14 protein-coding genes are annotated in these 17,098 nt (G+C 59.9%); 7 read left to right on the forward strand and 7 right to left on the reverse strand.

What is annotated here, in order from left to right; translation table 11 throughout:
- Positions 1-8 precede the first annotated feature (8 nt).
- From lptG to rsmA, 4 genes are read left to right on the forward strand one after another with little or no spacing between them, the layout of a single operon-like run.
- A complete protein-coding gene (gene lptG / locus J8Z04_RS07455; RefSeq protein ID WP_192848459.1) occupies positions 9-1,127 on the forward strand; it encodes an LPS export ABC transporter permease LptG in 1,119 nt (372 codons plus the stop codon).
- Positions 1,127-3,547, forward strand: coding sequence for an LPS-assembly protein LptD (locus J8Z04_RS07460; protein WP_192848458.1), 2,421 nt, complete (start codon positions 1,127-1,129; stop codon positions 3,545-3,547). The genes lptG and J8Z04_RS07460 overlap by 1 nt, the downstream gene beginning before the upstream one ends.
- Positions 3,544-4,944 (forward strand): peptidylprolyl isomerase, encoded by a 1,401-nt coding sequence (locus J8Z04_RS07465; RefSeq protein ID WP_408610220.1) that lies wholly within the window; start codon positions 3,544-3,546, stop codon positions 4,942-4,944. The genes J8Z04_RS07460 and J8Z04_RS07465 overlap by 4 nt, the downstream gene beginning before the upstream one ends.
- Positions 4,941-5,792 carry a 16S rRNA (adenine(1518)-N(6)/adenine(1519)-N(6))-dimethyltransferase RsmA gene (rsmA, locus tag J8Z04_RS07470; protein ID WP_103765208.1) on the forward strand — a complete coding sequence of 284 codons (852 nt, stop codon included), beginning with the start codon at positions 4,941-4,943 and terminating at the stop codon, positions 5,790-5,792. The genes J8Z04_RS07465 and rsmA overlap by 4 nt, the downstream gene beginning before the upstream one ends.
- Positions 5,793-5,852: 60 nt before the next feature.
- On the opposite strand, the gene J8Z04_RS07475 is transcribed toward rsmA, so the two are convergent.
- From J8Z04_RS07475 to dnaG, 6 genes are all read right to left on the reverse strand, one after another.
- A complete protein-coding gene (locus J8Z04_RS07475; protein WP_043557898.1) occupies positions 5,853-7,094 on the reverse strand; it encodes an SAM-dependent methyltransferase in 1,242 nt (413 codons plus the stop codon).
- A gap of 233 nt (positions 7,095-7,327) precedes the next feature.
- Positions 7,328-7,948 (reverse strand): 50S ribosomal protein L9, encoded by a 621-nt coding sequence (gene rplI / locus J8Z04_RS07480; RefSeq protein WP_043557897.1) that lies wholly within the window; start codon positions 7,946-7,948, stop codon positions 7,328-7,330.
- A gap of 10 nt (positions 7,949-7,958) precedes the next feature.
- Positions 7,959-8,243 (reverse strand): 30S ribosomal protein S18, encoded by a 285-nt coding sequence (gene rpsR / locus J8Z04_RS07485; RefSeq protein WP_043557896.1) that lies wholly within the window; start codon positions 8,241-8,243, stop codon positions 7,959-7,961.
- A 6-nt stretch (positions 8,244-8,249) separates the two neighbouring features.
- Positions 8,250-8,699 (reverse strand): 30S ribosomal protein S6, encoded by a 450-nt coding sequence (gene rpsF, locus J8Z04_RS07490; protein ID WP_043557894.1) that lies wholly within the window; start codon positions 8,697-8,699, stop codon positions 8,250-8,252.
- A gap of 192 nt (positions 8,700-8,891) precedes the next feature.
- Positions 8,892-10,835, reverse strand: coding sequence for an RNA polymerase sigma factor RpoD (rpoD, locus tag J8Z04_RS07495; protein WP_043557893.1), 1,944 nt, complete (start codon positions 10,833-10,835; stop codon positions 8,892-8,894).
- A gap of 147 nt (positions 10,836-10,982) precedes the next feature.
- A complete protein-coding gene (dnaG, locus tag J8Z04_RS07500) occupies positions 10,983-12,836 on the reverse strand; it encodes a DNA primase (RefSeq protein ID WP_192848457.1) in 1,854 nt (617 codons plus the stop codon).
- Between the two features lie 127 nt (positions 12,837-12,963).
- Between dnaG and J8Z04_RS07505 the strand changes: the two genes are divergently transcribed.
- A complete protein-coding gene (locus J8Z04_RS07505; RefSeq protein ID WP_192848456.1) occupies positions 12,964-13,902 on the forward strand; it encodes a DMT family transporter in 939 nt (312 codons plus the stop codon).
- Positions 13,903-13,984: 82 nt separating this feature from the next.
- Positions 13,985-14,938, forward strand: coding sequence for a DMT family transporter (locus tag J8Z04_RS07510; RefSeq protein ID WP_081562871.1), 954 nt, complete (start codon positions 13,985-13,987; stop codon positions 14,936-14,938).
- A 66-nt stretch (positions 14,939-15,004) separates the two neighbouring features.
- Here J8Z04_RS07510 and J8Z04_RS07515 read toward each other — a convergent pair whose 3' ends face one another.
- Positions 15,005-15,457, reverse strand: a complete 453-nt coding sequence (locus J8Z04_RS07515) for a GatB/YqeY domain-containing protein (RefSeq protein ID WP_043557888.1) — start codon at positions 15,455-15,457, stop codon at positions 15,005-15,007.
- Positions 15,458-15,717: 260 nt separating this feature from the next.
- Here J8Z04_RS07515 and carA point away from each other — a divergent pair, with 260 nt between their 5' ends.
- Positions 15,718-17,097, forward strand: a complete 1,380-nt coding sequence (gene carA / locus J8Z04_RS07520; RefSeq protein ID WP_086431254.1) for a glutamine-hydrolyzing carbamoyl-phosphate synthase small subunit — start codon at positions 15,718-15,720, stop codon at positions 17,095-17,097.
- The last annotated feature ends 1 nt before the right edge of the window (position 17,098 follow it).

Consider the following 17,098-nt stretch of genomic DNA (forward strand, 5'->3'; position numbering starts at 1 on the left):
GCGCCCCCATGGTCCATTCCGGTTTCTCTTTCACTCTTGCCCGTTATGTCGGCCGCCGGTTCGTCATGACAACGTGCCTGACCCTATTGGCCCTGACCGGACTGATCTCCCTGTTTGACTTCATCGACCTCCTCCGTCGGGCTGCCTCCCATCCAGAGGCTGGCCTCATGCGCGTGCTGGAAATCACCGCCCTGCATGTGCCGTATTATGTGATCTATATCCTGCCCTTTGCCATATTGCTGGGGGGTGTGATCTGCTTCTCCCGTCTGGCCCGGTCTTCCGAACTTGTCGTAACCCGGGCAGCGGGAATATCCGCCTGGCAGGTTCTCACCAGCCCTGCGTTCTGTGCCGCGCTGATGGGACTTGCCGTCAGTGCCGGGCTGTCGCCCCTTTCCTCCTTCAGCTACGGGCTGGCGGCCCAGCTGGACAAGACATGGCTGCGGGGCCAGCACGACCATGACGGAACCCGTTTTTCCGATCTATGGATACGGGACCCCGGCAATCCGGCTGCCCATGGTGATGTCATTTTTCATATCGGCACACTCCAGCAGCAGGGCCGGACCCTGCGCGGGCAGGCCATCACCATCTTCCGGCTGGGTCATGACATGACACTCCAGCAGCGGATGGAAGTCTCCGAAGGTCTGCTTGCGGATGGCTTGTGGAGACTCCATGGCGTTCTTGTCCTTTCGGATGGCCATCCCCCACAATGGAAAAATGACAGCCTGTTCCCCTCCGGAATCACTGCGGAAACCTTAAAACAGCGCACCCTTCCAGCTGATGCCCTGTCCCTCTGGGCATTGCCCGGAGTGATTAAACTGTTGCGTCATTCCGGTTTTTCCACGATACCTTATCGTCTCCACTTTCAAGGGCTACTGGCCCTTCCTATGCTGGCCGTCACCATGACGCTTGTTTCCGCCGGTTTTTCCATGCGCCCAGCCGGGCGGGGCGGGATCATGCGCATGCTGGGCGTTGGTGTCACCGCTGGCTTTGCCCTTTTTGCTGTCTCCAAAATAGCCGAGCAGCTGGGAAAGTCTGGAGCTCTACCCCCGTTCCCTGCTGCATGGGGTCCGGCGGGTGCCGGTTTGTGTCTTGCCGCAGCCCTGCTGCTGCACTTGGAGGATGGCTGATGCCACTGTCTGATGACTTTCCATTCCGCGCTGGAAAGCCCCGGTCACTGCTTAGCCAGGCCCTTGCAGGGACAGCCCTGGGGGCCCTGCTTCAGGTCATTCCTGCCTCTGCCCAGCCCGCCCCGCAGACCACTCCCGACAGCACGGCAGCCATGGCGGGCACAGCTCCCCGGGCAAAAGCCCCGAAGAATGCCCGCACTCTGCCCTCCAGCCCGACGACGGACAGTTCAGCAGATGGGCGTGTTTCCAGCTCAGACCCGGTGACGTATCTGGCCGACCATGAAAGCTACGATAAAACCGGGCTGCTCATTCTGGAGGGGAATGTCCGCCTCTGGCAGGGCGAGCAGACCCTCCGGGCTGATACGGTCACCTACGACCGGGCAGCAGGCATCATCAGGGCCATCCATCATGTAGCCCTGACACAGCCTGACGGGACCATCGCCTACGCTGATCATGTCGAGCTGGCCCACGGCATGAAAGATGCTGTCGGCTCCTCCATGTATGTCCGCATGCCAGATGAGGCCAAACTCTCCAGCAGCGGCATGCGCCGGAGCAACAGCCGCGTGACGGATTTTGCCAACCCCGTCTATACGGCCTGTCCCGTCTGTGCGGCTCACCCCGAGCGCTCACCCGTCTGGGACATCAAGGCCCATGGCATGACGCAGGACAAGGACAACCAGAACATAGAGTTCGACCGGGCCTGGCTGCATGTCCTTGGTGTGCCGGTCTTCTATTTTCCTTATCTGCCTGTCACGGATCCCAGCTCACAACGCCACAGTGGCCTGCTGAATTTCAATGTCAAACCCCATGACCATTATCTGGGTACGGTCTTCAGCCTGCCCTATTACTGGGTCATTGACGGACATCAGGACGCCACCTTCACACCGCTGGTCTCCACCAAATCCGGCCCGCAGCTTTCCACCATCTACCGCAACCGCCTGAACAACGGTTATATCCGTTTTGAGGGCGGGGTGGCTGATGACACCCTGCGGGGACGGCCCTTCTACAACGCCTTTGGCGAGCTCAGCAACGGCGGGAAAGAACACGGCGCACAGGCCTATATCGCCAGCCGTGGCGAGTTCAATCTCTCTCCGCACTGGCGGGTTGGCTTCAATGCCAATCGTGCCACCTCAGCCAACTACATGCGCGACTACAGCCTGCCAGGCTATGGCAACGACACGCTCAATTCCAACGCCTATCTGGAAGGCTTCGGGGTCGGCTCCTATCTCCGGCTGGATACGCAGGTCTATCAGGGGCTGAACCAGGGGCTCATCAACAACAGGGACCTGCCCTATTCCCTGCCCCGCTTCACCTATGAGTTCCAGGGAGAGCCGGACCGGCTCGGCGGGCGGCTGAGCATCCACACGACCGATTTCGTGGTCCTGCGCGAGCGTGGTGCCAACGACCAGCGTGGCGAGCTTGCCCTCCAGTGGGACCGCCCATGGACCAACCGTTGGGGACAGCAATGGGTGCTGACCGCCCGTGTTGACTCCATGCTCTACCACGCCACCCGCATGCATGAGCAGCCGCTCTATGAAAATGCAGGCTCCCATGTCCGGGGGCAGGCCCAGCCGACGGTGGCTGTCAAGGTCAGCTGGCCCTTTCTCCGCTCCTTTGCCAAAGGGCATGGCACGCAGGTTCTTGAGCCCATCGTGCAGCTGATCGCCGCCCCCAATACCGGTAATGCCCTGCACAGACAGCTCCCCAATGAAGACAGCTTCGCCTACGAGTTCAACGATACGACGCTGTTCGCGCTGAACCGGTACATGGGCACCGACCGGCTTGATGGTGGCCTGCGGGCCAATGTCGGCCTGCATCAGAACTGGAGCTGGAATGGCCGCTCCATCGACATGCTGATCGGGGAGAGCTTCATCGAACACCCCACCCGTGGTGGTCCGGCCTATCTTGCCTATTCTGGTGTCCAGCACACCTTCTCCGACCCTGTCGGACGGATCCAGATGACACCGTCGCGCTTTTTCGACCTGACAGCCCGCGGGCGCTTCAATCCCTACAGCCGGAGCTTCGATTACGGGGAGGGCCTCGTTTCTGCCGGGCTGCCTTTCCTGCGTGTATCGGCCGGGTATGTCTATGAGCCGATAACATCATATTACTATTACTACACCCCGCATTTCAGACATCTGGACCCCACAATCCTGAACAATCCCTATCTCAGCAAGACAAGCGAGATCAGCGGGGGCGTCACGGGCCGGTGGAAACATGTCCATTTCGCCTACTACACACGGCGCAGTATTTCCCGTAAGGAATTTGTGGCGAATGGTGGGGTAATCGGCTACTCTAACGACTGTCTCACAACAAATTTCTATGTCTCCCGTCAGAACACCCGCATTGGGGGACGGCGCCCCAGACTGTCTGTCGGCTTCAGCATTTCACTCAGATCTCTCGGTACGTTCGGAAAATGATCTTGACCACGTCCTTCTGCTCCCGTCTCTCCCGCTCCACCCTTCTGCCCCTGACAGCCTGCGCCGCCCTGATGGTCGGCGGTGGCGCCGTGGCCGCCCGCCATGGGCAGGCCCCAGCCCAGAAGCAGGCAGCTGCGACCCCATCAGACCAGGCAGGTTCTCCCTCTGCCCTGACAGAAGACCAGATCATTGCGATCGTGAACGGGCAGATCCTCACACAGCGTGATGTGGAAGACCGGGCCCGGCTGTTTGCCGTTTCCACCGGGCTGCCCCTCACCCCCGAAATCATGGCACGAATGCGCAGCCAGCTCATCAACCAGCTGATTGATGAACGGCTGAAAATGCAGGAAATCCTTGGCCGGCACATCAATGTCGAGCCTGAGCAGATTGCCGAGGCCATCCACACCATTGAGGCCCGCAATGGCATGCCGGAAAATGCCTTGCGGAACCGCCTGAAAGCGGATGGCATCTCCCTGACGACCCTGATCGACCAGCTGCGTGTCCAGATCGGCTGGATGCAGGTTCTCCGGGAAGACCTCGGCGTTCGCAGCCGTGTGACCCCCCTCCAGATCACCCAGCGTGAGCAGGCCCTTCAAAATGAAGCGGGCCGCCCGCAATATTTCATCAGTGAAATCTTCATCCCTGTCATTGATCCCCGTCATGATGAGACGGAACTCTCCTTTGTGAAGACCATCATCACACAGCTGCGCAACGGAGCTCCCTTTCCCATCGTGGCAGCCCAGTTCTCACAGGACCAGTCCGCCCTTCAGGGGGGCTCCCGCGGATGGATGCAGGAAGACAACATCGAGCCGGAAGTGCTTTCCGTCATCAGAAAAATGCCGGAAAATGCCATCTCCAACCCCATCAAGGTTCCCGGCGGTTATGCCATTGTCACTGTCCATGCCCGCCGGACCATCGGCAAGCAGATGGGGACACTCCTCAGCATGAGACAGGCTTTCTTCCCCTTCAGCTCTGCCCTGAATCCAGCTGAACCGACAGACCAGCAGAAGCTCTCCCTCCAGAAAGCTCTTCATGCGTCCCAGACCATCAAAAGCTGCAATGAGATGGAGAGCCTGAACACCTCCCTGGGCAATACCCGCCCCAGCAATCCTGGCCTTCAGGTCATGGAGCGTCTTGCGCCGCAGATGCGGCAGGTCGTGGAGAAAATCCCCACGGGGCATGTCTCCCGCCCGCTTGTGGCACCGGATGGCATTGCGCTCATCATGGTCTGCTCCCGCGAAGAACGCAATCTGGCACAGCAGACACCCGGCCAGATTGCCGACCAGCTGATGAATGAACGTGTTGAGCAGGCCTCCCAGCAGCTCCAGCGTTCCCTGCGCCGCCACGCCATCATCAAGCTCCGTCCGGCCGCCAAAACCGTATTGTCCCACGGATGACACCCGAGACTGCCCTGCCCCCCCTTCCTTCCCTGCGGGAGAGCATCCGGGCGCATGGGCTGGACGCCCTCAAGACACTCGGCCAGCACTTCCTGCTGGACCCCACGCTCTGCATGCGCATTGCCGCTCTGGGCGGCAATCTGACCGACAGTCACGTCGTGGAGATCGGTCCCGGGCCGGGGGGGCTGACCCGGGCCCTGCTGCAATCCAATGCCAGAAGCGTTCATGCTGTTGAAATTGACCGACGGGCCTGGCCTCTCCTTGAAGAGCTTCAGACCCATTATCCAGACCAGCTGCACATCGTCCGCCAGGATGCGCTGAAGCTGGATGCGGCCCAGCTCGCCCCCGCCCCCCGACAGATCATCGCCAATCTGCCCTATAATGTCGCCACCCCTCTTCTTGTAGGCTGGCTACGACAGGCCGACCAATGGTCCCGCATGGCTCTGATGTTCCAGAAAGAGGTGGCTGAACGGGTCTGCGCCGCCCCCGGCACCTCCGCTTACGGGCGGCTGGCCGTTCTTTCACAATGGTGCGCTGACTGCTCCATCGCCTTGACCCTGCCACCGGGGGCCTTCTCACCACCACCCAAGGTCCACTCAGCTGTGGCGCTCATCATCCCTCATGCTGAGCAGCCTTCTCCGGCCTTGTTCAAGGCCATGGAACAGGTCACGGCAGCCGCCTTCGGGCAGCGCCGCAAGATGCTGCGGGCTGCGCTAAAACCCATCAAGGGGGCCATACTGCTGGAAGAAACCGGCATCGACCCGACCAGACGGGCAGAGACGCTCTCCATTGCCGAATTTGACAGCCTCGCCCGCTGTCATCTCCAGCAAAAGCAGAACGATACATAAACAGAAAGCCCCCCATCATTTATCTGGGGGGCTTTCTTCTTCACGGACCTATCGACAGGCTCAACCTCCCGTCTTCGCTCTGTCTTTTTCCCGCTGGGCATTTTCAGCCTCAAACATGTAATCACGAGTCAACGGTACTGCTTCAATGCCCCGGGTGATCTGAAGCTGGAAGTTCATATGCCCCTGAATACGGAAGGCCAGCTCACTGGCCAGCAGATAAAGCTCGAACATCCGCACGAAACGGTCATCATACAGGGCCCGTATCTTTTCCCTGTTCCCATCAAAACGCTTCCGCCAGTGTGCCAGTGTCTTGGCGTAATGCAGGCGCCAGACCTCGCAATCCGTCAACCACAGACCTGTCTGCTCCAGTGCAGCCAGTGTCTCGCTCAGGGCCGGAGAATAACCGCCGGGGAAAATATATTTCGAAATCCACGGATTGGTCATGCCCGGCCCATCCATCCGCCCGATGGAATGAATGACCGCCACGCCATCCGGTTTCAGAAGCCGCTTGATGTGGTTGAAGAAGGTCTCATACTGCCGCACCCCGACATGCTCGAACATGCCGACAGACACGATACGGTCGAACTGCTTTTTCAGCGTCCGGTAATCCAGCAGCTCAAATGACACAAGATGATCCAGCTTCTCATCCTGTGCCCTCTTACGGGCCACCTGAAGCTGTTCAACGGACAGGGTAATACCCGTCACCTTTGCACCGTAATCCCGGGCAAGCGTCAGGGCCATGCCACCCCAGCCACAGCCAATATCCAGAACCTCCAGCCCCGGCTGATTCAGGTTCAGCTTGGCAGCAATGTGCCGCTTCTTGGCACGCTGAGCATCATCAAGCGACATGCCATCATGCTCGAAATAGGCGCAGGAATACTGTCTGTCCTTATCGAGAAACAGCTCATACAGGCTGCCATTGAGGTCATAATGATGAGCGACATTGCTGCGGGAACGCTTGAGCGAGTTCAGAGGGCGCAGCACACGGCTGACATAACGCAGCCTGCCGCTGATATCCTCACTCAACAGCCCTCCACGCTCCACATTGGGTATGATGACCCACAGGACGTCCTCCAGCGAACAGCCATCAGGCACGACCGTGCCGTTCATATATTCTTCACCGAAGGCAAGCGCTGGTTTGAGAGCCAGTGCCCTCTCCGCTGCGGCTGTAAGGATCCGGACAGCAGCCCTGCGCCCCGGCCTTTCTCCCTGATACTGTCGCACCGTGCCGTCGCTATAGGTCACGGACAGGCTACCAAAATAAATGAAGCGCTTCAGCAGAGCATCAAGAACCGATTTCATGCGTTATTCCATCCTGATTCGGAACGAAACAGGTCTGTTGCTACCAACCCCCTGCTTCAACTGCTTTTTCAGACTTTGGCATAGTCCAGCAATATGGCAAGCCCCCCAGCGTACTGGAAAAACGTCATCAGCTGAAAGGCGTCACTTTCTTCCCGCCCCCAAAAAGAAAAAACCCGGCAGGCGCCTTGCCTGCCGGGTTCTTCTGGACGATGTCCGAAAGGAATGATCGAAGATCAGCCCTCGTGACCAGCGCCTTCAGCAACTTCGCCTTCAGCTGCCAGAGCAGCGGACTCAGCCGCAGCCTCTTCAGCAGCCTGCTCGGCATGAAGCTCACCGAGGATATTGTCCTCTTCCTCTTCATGACCGACGGCCTCACCACGGGCCTGACGCTCGGCCTCTTCCTCAGAACGGGCCACATTGACCGTGATCTGGATGGAGACTTCCGGGTGCAGGATGATGCGGGCTTCCACAAGGCCAAGAACCTTGATCGGCTCATCCAGCACAACCTGCTGGCGGGCCACTGTCAGGCCAGCAGCCGTAGCAGCGGCAGCGATGTCACGCGGTGTCACGGAGCCATAGAGGCTGCCGCTGTCACCAGCCTGACGGATCAACGTCACGCTCAGGCCATGCATACGCTCGGAAAGACGCTCAGCCTCTTCACGCTTGCGGATGTTCTGGGCTTCCAGCTGGGCGCGCTCGTTATCAAAACGGGCACGGTTTGCAGCCGTGGCACGCAGGGCCTTGCCCTTGGGCAGGAGGAAGTTGCGGGCATAACCCGGCTTCACACGGACGACGTCGCCCATCTGGCCGAGATTTTCCACACGCTGAAGCAGAATCAGTGATGTCTGGGACATGTCGTGCTCCTCAGTTTACAACGTAAGGGAGCAGGGCGAGGAAGCGGGCGCGCTTGATCGCCTGCGCCAGTTCACGCTGCTTTTTGGCCGACACTGCCGTGATGCGGCTGGGGACGATCTTGCCACGCTCGGACAGGAAACGGCTCAGAAGACGCACGTCCTTGTAGTCGATCTTCGGAGCGTTCGCACCGGAGAACGGGCAGGATTTCCGACGGCGGTAGAAGGGACGACGTGCCCCAACAGCCAGACGGCGGGAGGCAGGGTTGACTGCCGGTGTCGTGTTTGTGTCTGACATGGTTTCTTACTCCGCTGCAGCCGCGTTGTGATCGCGCGTCTCTGAGGAATCGTTATGACGACGGCCGCCACGACCGCTCTCATAACGCCCACCGCTGCGAGCCCCACCACGGGACCCACGGTCACCACGATCATCCTTGCGGGACAGGATCGGGGACGGTGTCTCATCGATCTCATCAACACGGAGTGTCAGCAGACGCAGGACATCGTCATGCAGGCCCATCTGACGGCTCATCTCGTTCATGGCCTCGACCGGGGCTTCAATCCCCAGCAGGACATAATGGCCCTTGCGGTTCTTCTTGATGCGGTAAGCAAGGGTACGCAGACCCCAGAACTCACGCTTGCGGATGGTCCCGCCGTGCTCGCCAAGAATACCGGAGATGTTCTCGACCAGGGTTTCAACCTGAGCCTGAGAGACATCGTTACGTGCAATCAGCACGGTCTCATAAAGTGGCATGAAAACTCCCTTCGGATAAGGTCAACCCGGACCAGCCCAGTGCTGGCCTGACCGCACTCCCCCAATGAAGGAGTGCCGGGTATAGCCGTTGCGCCGCCATAGCGCACGGCAGGGAAAGCGGCCTTTAAGCACAAAAACGACCCAAAGGCAAGGAAAACCGGCAGGGCCCGAGGCCCTTACCGGCAAAGCGGATCAATCATCAAGGAAGGAGCGCAGCTTGCGGCTGCGGCTCGGATGCTTGAGCTTGCGGAGCGCCTTGGCCTCAATCTGACGGATACGCTCACGGGTCACATTGAACTGCTGGCCCACTTCCTCCAGCGTGTGATCGGTGTTCATGCCGATACCAAAGCGCATGCGCAGCACACGCTCCTCACGAGGCGTCAGAGAGGCCAGAACACGGGTCGTTGCCTCACGCAGGTTCGTCTGGATGGCGGCATCCAGCGGAATGACGGCGGTCTTGTCCTCAATGAAGTCACCAAGATGACTGTCTTCCTCATCACCGATCGGTGTCTCAAGGGAAATCGGTTCCTTGGCGATCTTGAGGACCTTGCGGACTTTCTCCAGCGGCATACCCAGCTTTTCAGCAAGTTCTTCCGGGGCGGGCTCACGGCCAATTTCATGCAGCATCTGCCGGGATGTCCGCACCAGCTTGTTGATCGTCTCGATCATGTGCACGGGGATACGGATTGTCTTGGCCTGATCGGCAATGGAGCGGGTAATCGCCTGACGGATCCACCATGTCGCATAGGTGGAGAACTTGTAGCCACGGCGATATTCAAACTTGTCTACCGCCTTCATCAGGCCGATGTTCCCTTCCTGGATCAGGTCAAGGAACTGAAGGCCACGATTGGTGTATTTCTTGGCAATGGAGATCACCAGTCGCAGATTGGCCTCAATCATTTCCTTCTTTGCCCGGGTGGAATCACGTTCCCCACGGGAAATGGTCTGATAGACCAGACGGAACTCATCCACCGGCAGGCCAGTTTCCTTGGCCAGGGCAGCCACTTCGTCCCGCATTTTCTCAAGGGCGGGGAGGTGCTTGCTTGTCAGGGTCTTCCAGCCTTTGCCGGGAAGCTGACAGATGCCTTCGATCCAGTCCGGCGCCAGCTCCTGATGACGATACCGGTCCATGAAATCTTCACGGGGAATCTTGCATGTTTCTGCCAGACGCAGCATCCGCCCCTCCACGGCATTCAGCTTCTGCACATGAGCCTTCAGGGACTGGACCAGCTCCTCAATACGATTGTTGTGCAGGCGCATCCGCTCCACAAGAGCGACAAGCTCCGTCCGCAGCTTGTTATATTTCTTCTCGTCCGTATCGGACGGGGACCGCCCTTCCAGCAGGACCTTGAGACGCTGGCTCTGCATCTTTATCAGCTTCTGATAAAGCGGCTCGAAGGCTTCAAACAGCAGCATGATGTCCGGGCGGAGTTTTTCCTCCAGCGCAGAGAGTGACAGGCCACTCCCCTCGCTGCCACTGCCATCTCCATCACTGTCCTCAGACTCGTCATCCGGTTCGTTCTCTTCCTCGGATGTCAGGTCTTCCATATCCTCTGGCGATTCAGGGTCGCTCTGGCTGGCCTCAAGATCGATCACCTCACGCAGGAGCAGCGTCTCGTTCTTGAGCTGCTCATACCAGCCCAGGATGGACTGGAAGGTCAGCGGGCTGCGGCACAGCCCTCCGATCATCTCTCCACGCCCGGCCTCAATACGCTTGGCAATGGCAATCTCACCCTCACGGGAAAGGAGCTCCACCGCTCCCATCTCACGGAGATACATTCGGACAGGGTCATCCGTCCGGCTGGCCGCAACAGCATCGACATTACCACCATTCGCCTCGTCATCCGAGGCGTCGTCATTGCCAGAACGGTCTTCGCTACTGCCCTCTTCTTCCTCCTTGTCCACGCTTTCGACCACCTGTATCCCCATTTCGGAGAGGGCAGCCATGACGTCCTCGATCTGCTCGGAAGACATCTTGTCCTGCGGGAGGATGGCATTCAGTTCATCAAACGTGATGTGACCGGCAGACCGCCCCTTGGCAATCAGCTTCTTGACGGCCGAGGACTGCACATCAAGCGGAGAACTGTCCTGCTCTGGTGCATTCCTGTCTGATCCAGAGGCTGATTTTGTGGCCATGCGTCTCTCCGTCAACTTTACTCGAAAGCCAGTAATGGGGCAGCTTGGAATTGGTTAATCCAGCCCTCCAAGTCAAGGACCGGGGCACCAGAAAGTTGCGATTGCGTGCTTTATCCCGGGCATCGGGCTCAACGTCCATCCGCCACTTCAGCCGTCTTCCGGCTCCAGCTGCGGGCTTTCTCCCCGGCGGAGGGCAAACAGCACGTTCTGCTTGGCCTGCATCGCCGCCAGTAATGTCCGCTTCGTTGCCTCATCCGATTCGGAGGAAGAATTCAGAAGCTGCTCCACTGTCTGGCGCACCTCTTCTTCCACTGTTTCCTGAAGTGTCCTGAGATTTTCCAGCGCATAGAAATGCCACCAGAGCTTCATGACCGCCTGCATGCGGTCCTCACCATCCTCCACCCGCACCTGCCGGGGCATGGAACTGCTGCACAGTGCTGCCACCGCATCTGCCAGCCCCTGCCCGGCCATCCACTCCCGGCAGCTTTCCGCCGTCAGGGCACCGGTACATTCATCAGCCCAGCTCAACAGGGCCGTACGGATGTCGGCGAGAGAGCCCGACAGGGCCAGCGCATTATATTCCCGGTCAATACCCGGCAATATGTCCGGATGCTGGAGCAGGATGGCCGTGAGAATGTTCAGCCGTTCACCACTGCCCTCCTCTACGGTGCGCTCCGCTGAGACCGGAATGACAGAGGCGGTCATGCTGTCCTGCTGCCCACGCCTCCCCCATCCCGGCTTCTGACGGCGATAGCGGGCGAAGAACATATCGTTCAACGTGCTGCGATATTCACCAGCCAGCACCTTGTCCGGAATCATCCGGGCCAGGGCATTGAGTTTCTCCCGCAAGGCCGCCCGCCGCTCGGGCGTCGGGTCACGCTCCTGCGCTGTCAGCAGGCCGAACAGCTCTTCTTCCATCGGGCGGGCAGCCGCAAGACGGCGCTCCATGCCCTGTACGCCCTCCCGCCGGAGAAGGGAATCAGGGTCATCTCCACCATCCAGACGACAGAACCGCAGGCTGCGCCCGACCTTCAGCAATGGCAGGGCAACCTCACAGGACCGCAGGGCCGCACGCTGCCCGGCGCCATCACCATCAAAACAGATGATGGGCGTGTCCGTCATCCGCCAGAGCAGTTCCAGCTGCTCATCGCCCAGAGCCGTACCCAATGGCGCCACAGCCCCGGCAAAACCTGCCTGAGCCATGGCAATGACATCCATGTACCCTTCCACCACCACGGCCTTTGCGCCCTTGTGGATGGCCTGCCGTGCCAGATCGATATTGAAGAGTGTCCGTCTTTTGGAAAAGATTTCTGTCTCTGGCCCATTCAGATATTTGGGCTGGCCATCCCCCAGAACACGCCCGCCGAAAGAGATGATCCGCCCCTTCCTGTCCCGGATCGGAAACATGACCCGGTTGAAGAACAGCTCGCCCTTGGGATGCCCATTTTCATCGGTCCGCATCAGCCCGACCTGAACCAGCGTCGCCGCTGTAATGTTTTTCCCTTCCAGCGCCTTCAGCAGGGAGCGCCCGTCACCAGACCAGCCGAGCCCGAAACGCTCCAGCGTCTCTTCACTCAGGCCACGCTTCTGCAGGTAATCCAGCCCGGCACGACCTTCCGGCTGGTAGAGCCTGCTGCGATAGATGGCCTGGACCTCATCCATGACATCATGCAGGGTCTGCCGGACACGGGCCTTCTCGACCTGCCGCGGGTCATCAGCCGGAACCTCCATCCCGGCTTCCGACGCAAGCCGCTCGACAGCCTCACGGAACCCGGCCCCCTCACTCTGCATGATGTAGCTGATCGCATCACCATGTGCGCCACAGCCAAAGCAGTGATAGTGATCATCATAGATGTAAAGCGAAGGCGTCTTTTCCCCATGAAAGGGGCAGCAGACTTTCCAGTTCCGGCCGGACCGGACCAGCTTGTTCCGCCGGCCGAACAGGGATGTAAGGGATGTCCGCTGGCGCAGTTCATCAAGAAACGCAGTGTCTATGGCCATGCACACACTGTGACACTCTCCCCCCCAAAAAGGAAGATGCTCCCGATTCCCCCTTGACGAAAGAGCCCCAAACTTCAACACACGACAGGTCACACCCTCCATTCCAGAGCAGAGAGCGGGCCTTTTCATGACACGTTCCACCTTCACCGGCATTGCCTGCGGCGCCGCAGCAGGAGCATTGTGGGGACTGTCCCTCCTCGCTCCGGAGCTGATCGGCCCCTTCGCACCATTGCAGCTCGCGTCTGTCCGGTTCGTCACCTATGGGGTCATCGCCCTGCTGCTGCTCGCCCCGAAGCTGAAGACACTCCTTCCCCATCTGGGTGCTGCCGAATGGTGGGGCCTGCTGGGGCTCAGCCTGATGGGCAACATCATCTATTACAGCCTGCTCAGCACGGCCGTGCAGCTCTGTGGCGTAGCCATGCCCTCGCTGATCGTCGGTTTCATCCCTGTCACGGTGACCCTCGTGGGAGCACTGCGGCATGATTCCACCCTGCATGTCCGCCAGCTTGTCCCTTCCATGCTGCTCAGTGCAGGCGGCATTGTCTGCATCGCCTGGCAGAATTTTCACAATGCCTCTCCCCAGCATCAGGGCGGCCTCTGGGTCCAGCTGGCCGGGCTGCTCATGGCGGCCTGTGCCCTGCTCAGCTGGACAGGCTTTGTCGTCAAGAACGCCAACTGGCTACGGCGGCTTGACCACATCACCCACAATGACTGGAACCTGCTGACAGGCCTCGTCACCGGGGCTCTCGCCCTGCTCATGCTGCCTCTGGCCTTCCTGCTGCCGCAGCATCTGCCCGCCACGGGCTGGGCGCATTTCCTCATGGTTGCCTGCGGGATGGGCCTGCTGGCCTCGGTCGTGGCCAATGCGTTCTGGAACAGCATGACACGCCTGCTGCCCCTGACGATGGTCGGGCAGATGATCCTGTTCGAGACGCTCTTCTCCCTGTTCTACGGCTTCCTCTGGGAGCAGCGTTTTCCCCGGCCTCTGGAGGCCTGCGCCATCGTTCTGGCCATCAGTGGGGTCATCTCCTGCGTCCGTGCCCATGGTCCGGCGAAGCACGACTGAACACTCTTCCCTCTTGACGCAGGCACCATTACCTACAACACAGGCCCATATCGCATAATTAACAATTCAAGAATGAGCCTGCATGACACGTTCCATCCTCATGGGCACCGCTTATGGTGCCATGGCGGGAGCATTCTGGGGGATAACATTTCTCGCCCCGGAGCTTGTCGCCCCGTTCACGCCTTTTCAGCTGGCAACGCTGCGCTATCTGACCTTCGGGATCGTCTCCCTTCTCATCCTTCTCCCACGCCTGAAAACGCTGCTGCCACACCTTACCTTCAAGGCATTCCGGGCGCTCGTACTTCTCGCCATACTGGGCAGCGTGGGCTATTATAGCATGATGGGCGTGGCCATCCAGCTGAGCGGCGTAGCCATGCCATCCCTCATCATCGGCTTCATCCCCGTCACGGTGACACTGGCTGGCATCTGTCGCCATAATGCCGTTGTCACATTCCGCCAGCTCATCCCGTCCATCCTGCTCAGCACGGCGGGCATCCTCTGCATCTCCTGGCAGAATTTCTTTGTCGGCTCCGCCCTGCATCATACCGGCCCGCTGTTACAGGCCGTCGGCCTGCTGATGGCCATCGGGTCCCTGCTGGGCTGGACACTGTTCAATGTCATCAACTCTGACTGGCTGAAAAAGCTGGATCACATCACGAGCGATGAATGGAACCTGCTGACGGGCGTCATGGCCGGTATCCTGTCGCTGGTCATTCTCCTGCCAGCCGCCTTCTTCTGGCCGGCGCACCTGCCCACGACCGGCTGGACACGCTTCATCCTCATTTCCTGCGGTGTGGGGCTGTTCTCCTCCACCATCGCCAATGCGTTCTGGAACCGCATGACCCATCTTCTGCCCCTGACGATGGTCGGGCAGATGATCCTGTTCGAAACGCTCTTCTCGCTGATCTACGGCTTCCTCTGGGAGCAGCGCCTGCCCACCATATGGGAAGCTGCTGCCTTCCTGCTCTCCGTCAGCGGCGTTCTGGCCTGTGTCCGGGCCCACAAGAACAACGAAGCCTCCCACTCCTACCACTGACACGAAAACCCCTCCTGTTTCATCAGGCGGGGTTTTCACACTCCGGTCCGCAAAGCGGAAAAACCGTCAGCCAAGATGGGCCTTGACGAGACCGCTGGCCCGTCCGGCATCCAGTGCCGCACCGAAGCGACCTTTCAGCACACCCATCACCTTGCCCATGTCCTTCATGCCCTCGGCACCTGTTTCCTTCACGGCCTCGGCAATGGCTTCTTTCAGGGCATCTTCGGACAGTTCCGCCGGGAGATAGTTGCGGATGGTCTCGATTTCCGCCTCTTCCTTAGCGGCCAGTTCGGGCCGGTTGCCCTGATGGTACATGGCCGCAGACTCCGTGCGTGTCTTGATCATGGAACGCAGGGCCAAAAGGATATCATCCTCACTCACCTCCCCACTCTTGGCCCGGGCAGCGACATCAAGGTCCTTGATCTTTGCGGAAATGGCACGGATCTGCGCCACACGGTCAGACTGACCGGCCTTCATGGCTGCCTTGAGATCATCCATGATACGGGTACGGAGTGACATGATGGTTCTCTCTCTTAATGATGAGTTTATAAGTTCCATAAAGGAGCGTAAGAGGTACCAGCCCTGCACTATCCTGTCGATATTGCAGGAGTCCACAGGGAGCAGTCACAGATGCGGGAAAAAACTTCCCACCATTGCTTGTATTCCGGCACCCTCCCTCCATATGGGAAAAAACTTCCCATCACGCTCTGGCTGCCCTATGAAGGGACAGGCCCATCCGGGTTCAGAACAGACAGGGCACGAGGCAGAGCAGCAGACAGATGAACGTCGATTCACTCATCAAGAAAGCAGGCGGTGCGGCTGAAATCGCCCAGCTTACCGGTGTCAGCACCGAGGCCGTGCGCAAGTGGCGGCAGGCTGGTATGATACCCACAAAACACTGGCCTGCCCTGCTTCATGTGCCGGGGATCACCCTGGCCGACCTGAACGAGACGTCAGAGGAGACATCCGCCATGACCCACCCTACCGATGACATGCCCCCCAAAGGCGCAACGGCCGTCCTCGTGCTGGCGGATGGCTCCCATTTCTGGGGCCGTGGTTTCGGGGCCTTCAATGACGGTGCCGCAGGCGAGCTCTGCTTCTCCACCGGCATGACGGGCTATCAGGAAACACTGACAGACCCTTCCTTCGCCGGACAGATCATCACCTTCACCTTCCCCCATATCGGCAATGTCGGCACCAACGGGGATGATGACGAGGCCCCCACCATGGCGGCCCTCGGCCTCGTGGTGAAAGAAGATGTCACCGCCCCGGCCAGCTGGCGGTCCATCCAGCCACTGCAGGACTGGCTGAAAGCCCACGGGCGGGCCGGCATCAGCGGTGTGGATACACGGGGCATCACCCGCCTGCTGCGGGACAAGGGGCCGCAGAACGCCCTGCTTTTCTACCCGAAAGATGGCCGCTTCGACCTCGCCGCCCTGCGCCAGAAGGCCGCAGAATGGCCCGGTCTGGAAGGGATGGACCTCGTGAAGGAGGTTGCCCAGCCCGCCCGCAGCTGGACGAAAACCACATGGCACAACACCCGCCCCGAGCGGGCCGTGAAACGCCGTGTCGTGGCTCTGGATTACGGAGCAAAAGACAACATCCTCCGCAGTCTCGTTGCCGCTGGCTGTGAGGTGCATGTCCTCCCCGGCACCGCCACGGGTGAAGAGATCCTCGCCCTGAAGCCGGAAGGCGTCTTCCTCTCCAACGGTCCGGCCGACCCCGCCGCCACGGCCGTCTATGCTGTCCCGGCCATCCAGGCCGTCATGGAGGCGGACATTCCGGTCTTCGGCATCTGCCTCGGCCACCAGCTTCTGGCCCGGGCACTGGGCGGCACAACCTACAAGCTGGACCGTGGCCACCGTGGGGCCAACCAGCCGGTGAAGGACCTCACGACGGGCCGGGTGGAAATCACCAGCCAGAATCACGGCTTCGCCGTGGATGAGAAGTCCCTGCCCGATACCGTCAGGGTGACGCATGTCAGCCTGTTTGACGGCTCGAACGAAGGACTGGCCTCCACCGTGAAGGAAGCCTTCTCCGTCCAGTACCATCCGGAAGCCAGCCCCGGCCCGACCGACAGTTTCTACCTCTTCGAGCGGTTTGTCGCCGTGATGGACCGCCGCGCCGCAGCCCGCACAACCAGCAAGGCAGGAGCCTGAC

The sequence above is a fragment of the Bombella apis genome, assembly GCF_018221685.1.
GTDB lineage: Bacteria > Pseudomonadota > Alphaproteobacteria > Acetobacterales > Acetobacteraceae > Bombella > Bombella apis.

What these genes read in the sequence shown, in the direction of transcription:
- lptG (WP_192848459.1), top strand. Translation starts at nt 9, where the DNA reads ATGGTCCATTCCGGTTTCTCTTTCACTCTTGCCCGTTATGTCGGCCGC.
- carA (WP_086431254.1), top strand. Translation starts at nt 15,718, where the DNA reads ATGAACGTCGATTCACTCATCAAGAAAGCAGGCGGTGCGGCTGAAATC.
- J8Z04_RS07505 (WP_192848456.1), top strand. Translation starts at nt 12,964, where the DNA reads ATGACACGTTCCACCTTCACCGGCATTGCCTGCGGCGCCGCAGCAGGA.
- dnaG (WP_192848457.1), bottom strand. Translation starts at nt 12,836, where the DNA reads ATGGCCATAGACACTGCGTTTCTTGATGAACTGCGCCAGCGGACATCC.
- J8Z04_RS07515 (WP_043557888.1), bottom strand. Translation starts at nt 15,457, where the DNA reads ATGTCACTCCGTACCCGTATCATGGATGATCTCAAGGCAGCCATGAAG.
- rpsR (WP_043557896.1), bottom strand. Translation starts at nt 8,243, where the DNA reads ATGTCAGACACAAACACGACACCGGCAGTCAACCCTGCCTCCCGCCGT.
- J8Z04_RS07475 (WP_043557898.1), bottom strand. Translation starts at nt 7,094, where the DNA reads ATGAAATCGGTTCTTGATGCTCTGCTGAAGCGCTTCATTTATTTTGGT.
- J8Z04_RS07465 (WP_408610220.1), top strand. Translation starts at nt 3,544, where the DNA reads ATGATCTTGACCACGTCCTTCTGCTCCCGTCTCTCCCGCTCCACCCTT.
- rplI (WP_043557897.1), bottom strand. Translation starts at nt 7,948, where the DNA reads ATGTCCCAGACATCACTGATTCTGCTTCAGCGTGTGGAAAATCTCGGC.
- rsmA (WP_103765208.1), top strand. Translation starts at nt 4,941, where the DNA reads ATGACACCCGAGACTGCCCTGCCCCCCCTTCCTTCCCTGCGGGAGAGC.
- rpsF (WP_043557894.1), bottom strand. Translation starts at nt 8,699, where the DNA reads ATGCCACTTTATGAGACCGTGCTGATTGCACGTAACGATGTCTCTCAG.
- rpoD (WP_043557893.1), bottom strand. Translation starts at nt 10,835, where the DNA reads ATGGCCACAAAATCAGCCTCTGGATCAGACAGGAATGCACCAGAGCAG.
- J8Z04_RS07460 (WP_192848458.1), top strand. Translation starts at nt 1,127, where the DNA reads ATGCCACTGTCTGATGACTTTCCATTCCGCGCTGGAAAGCCCCGGTCA.
- J8Z04_RS07510 (WP_081562871.1), top strand. Translation starts at nt 13,985, where the DNA reads ATGACACGTTCCATCCTCATGGGCACCGCTTATGGTGCCATGGCGGGA.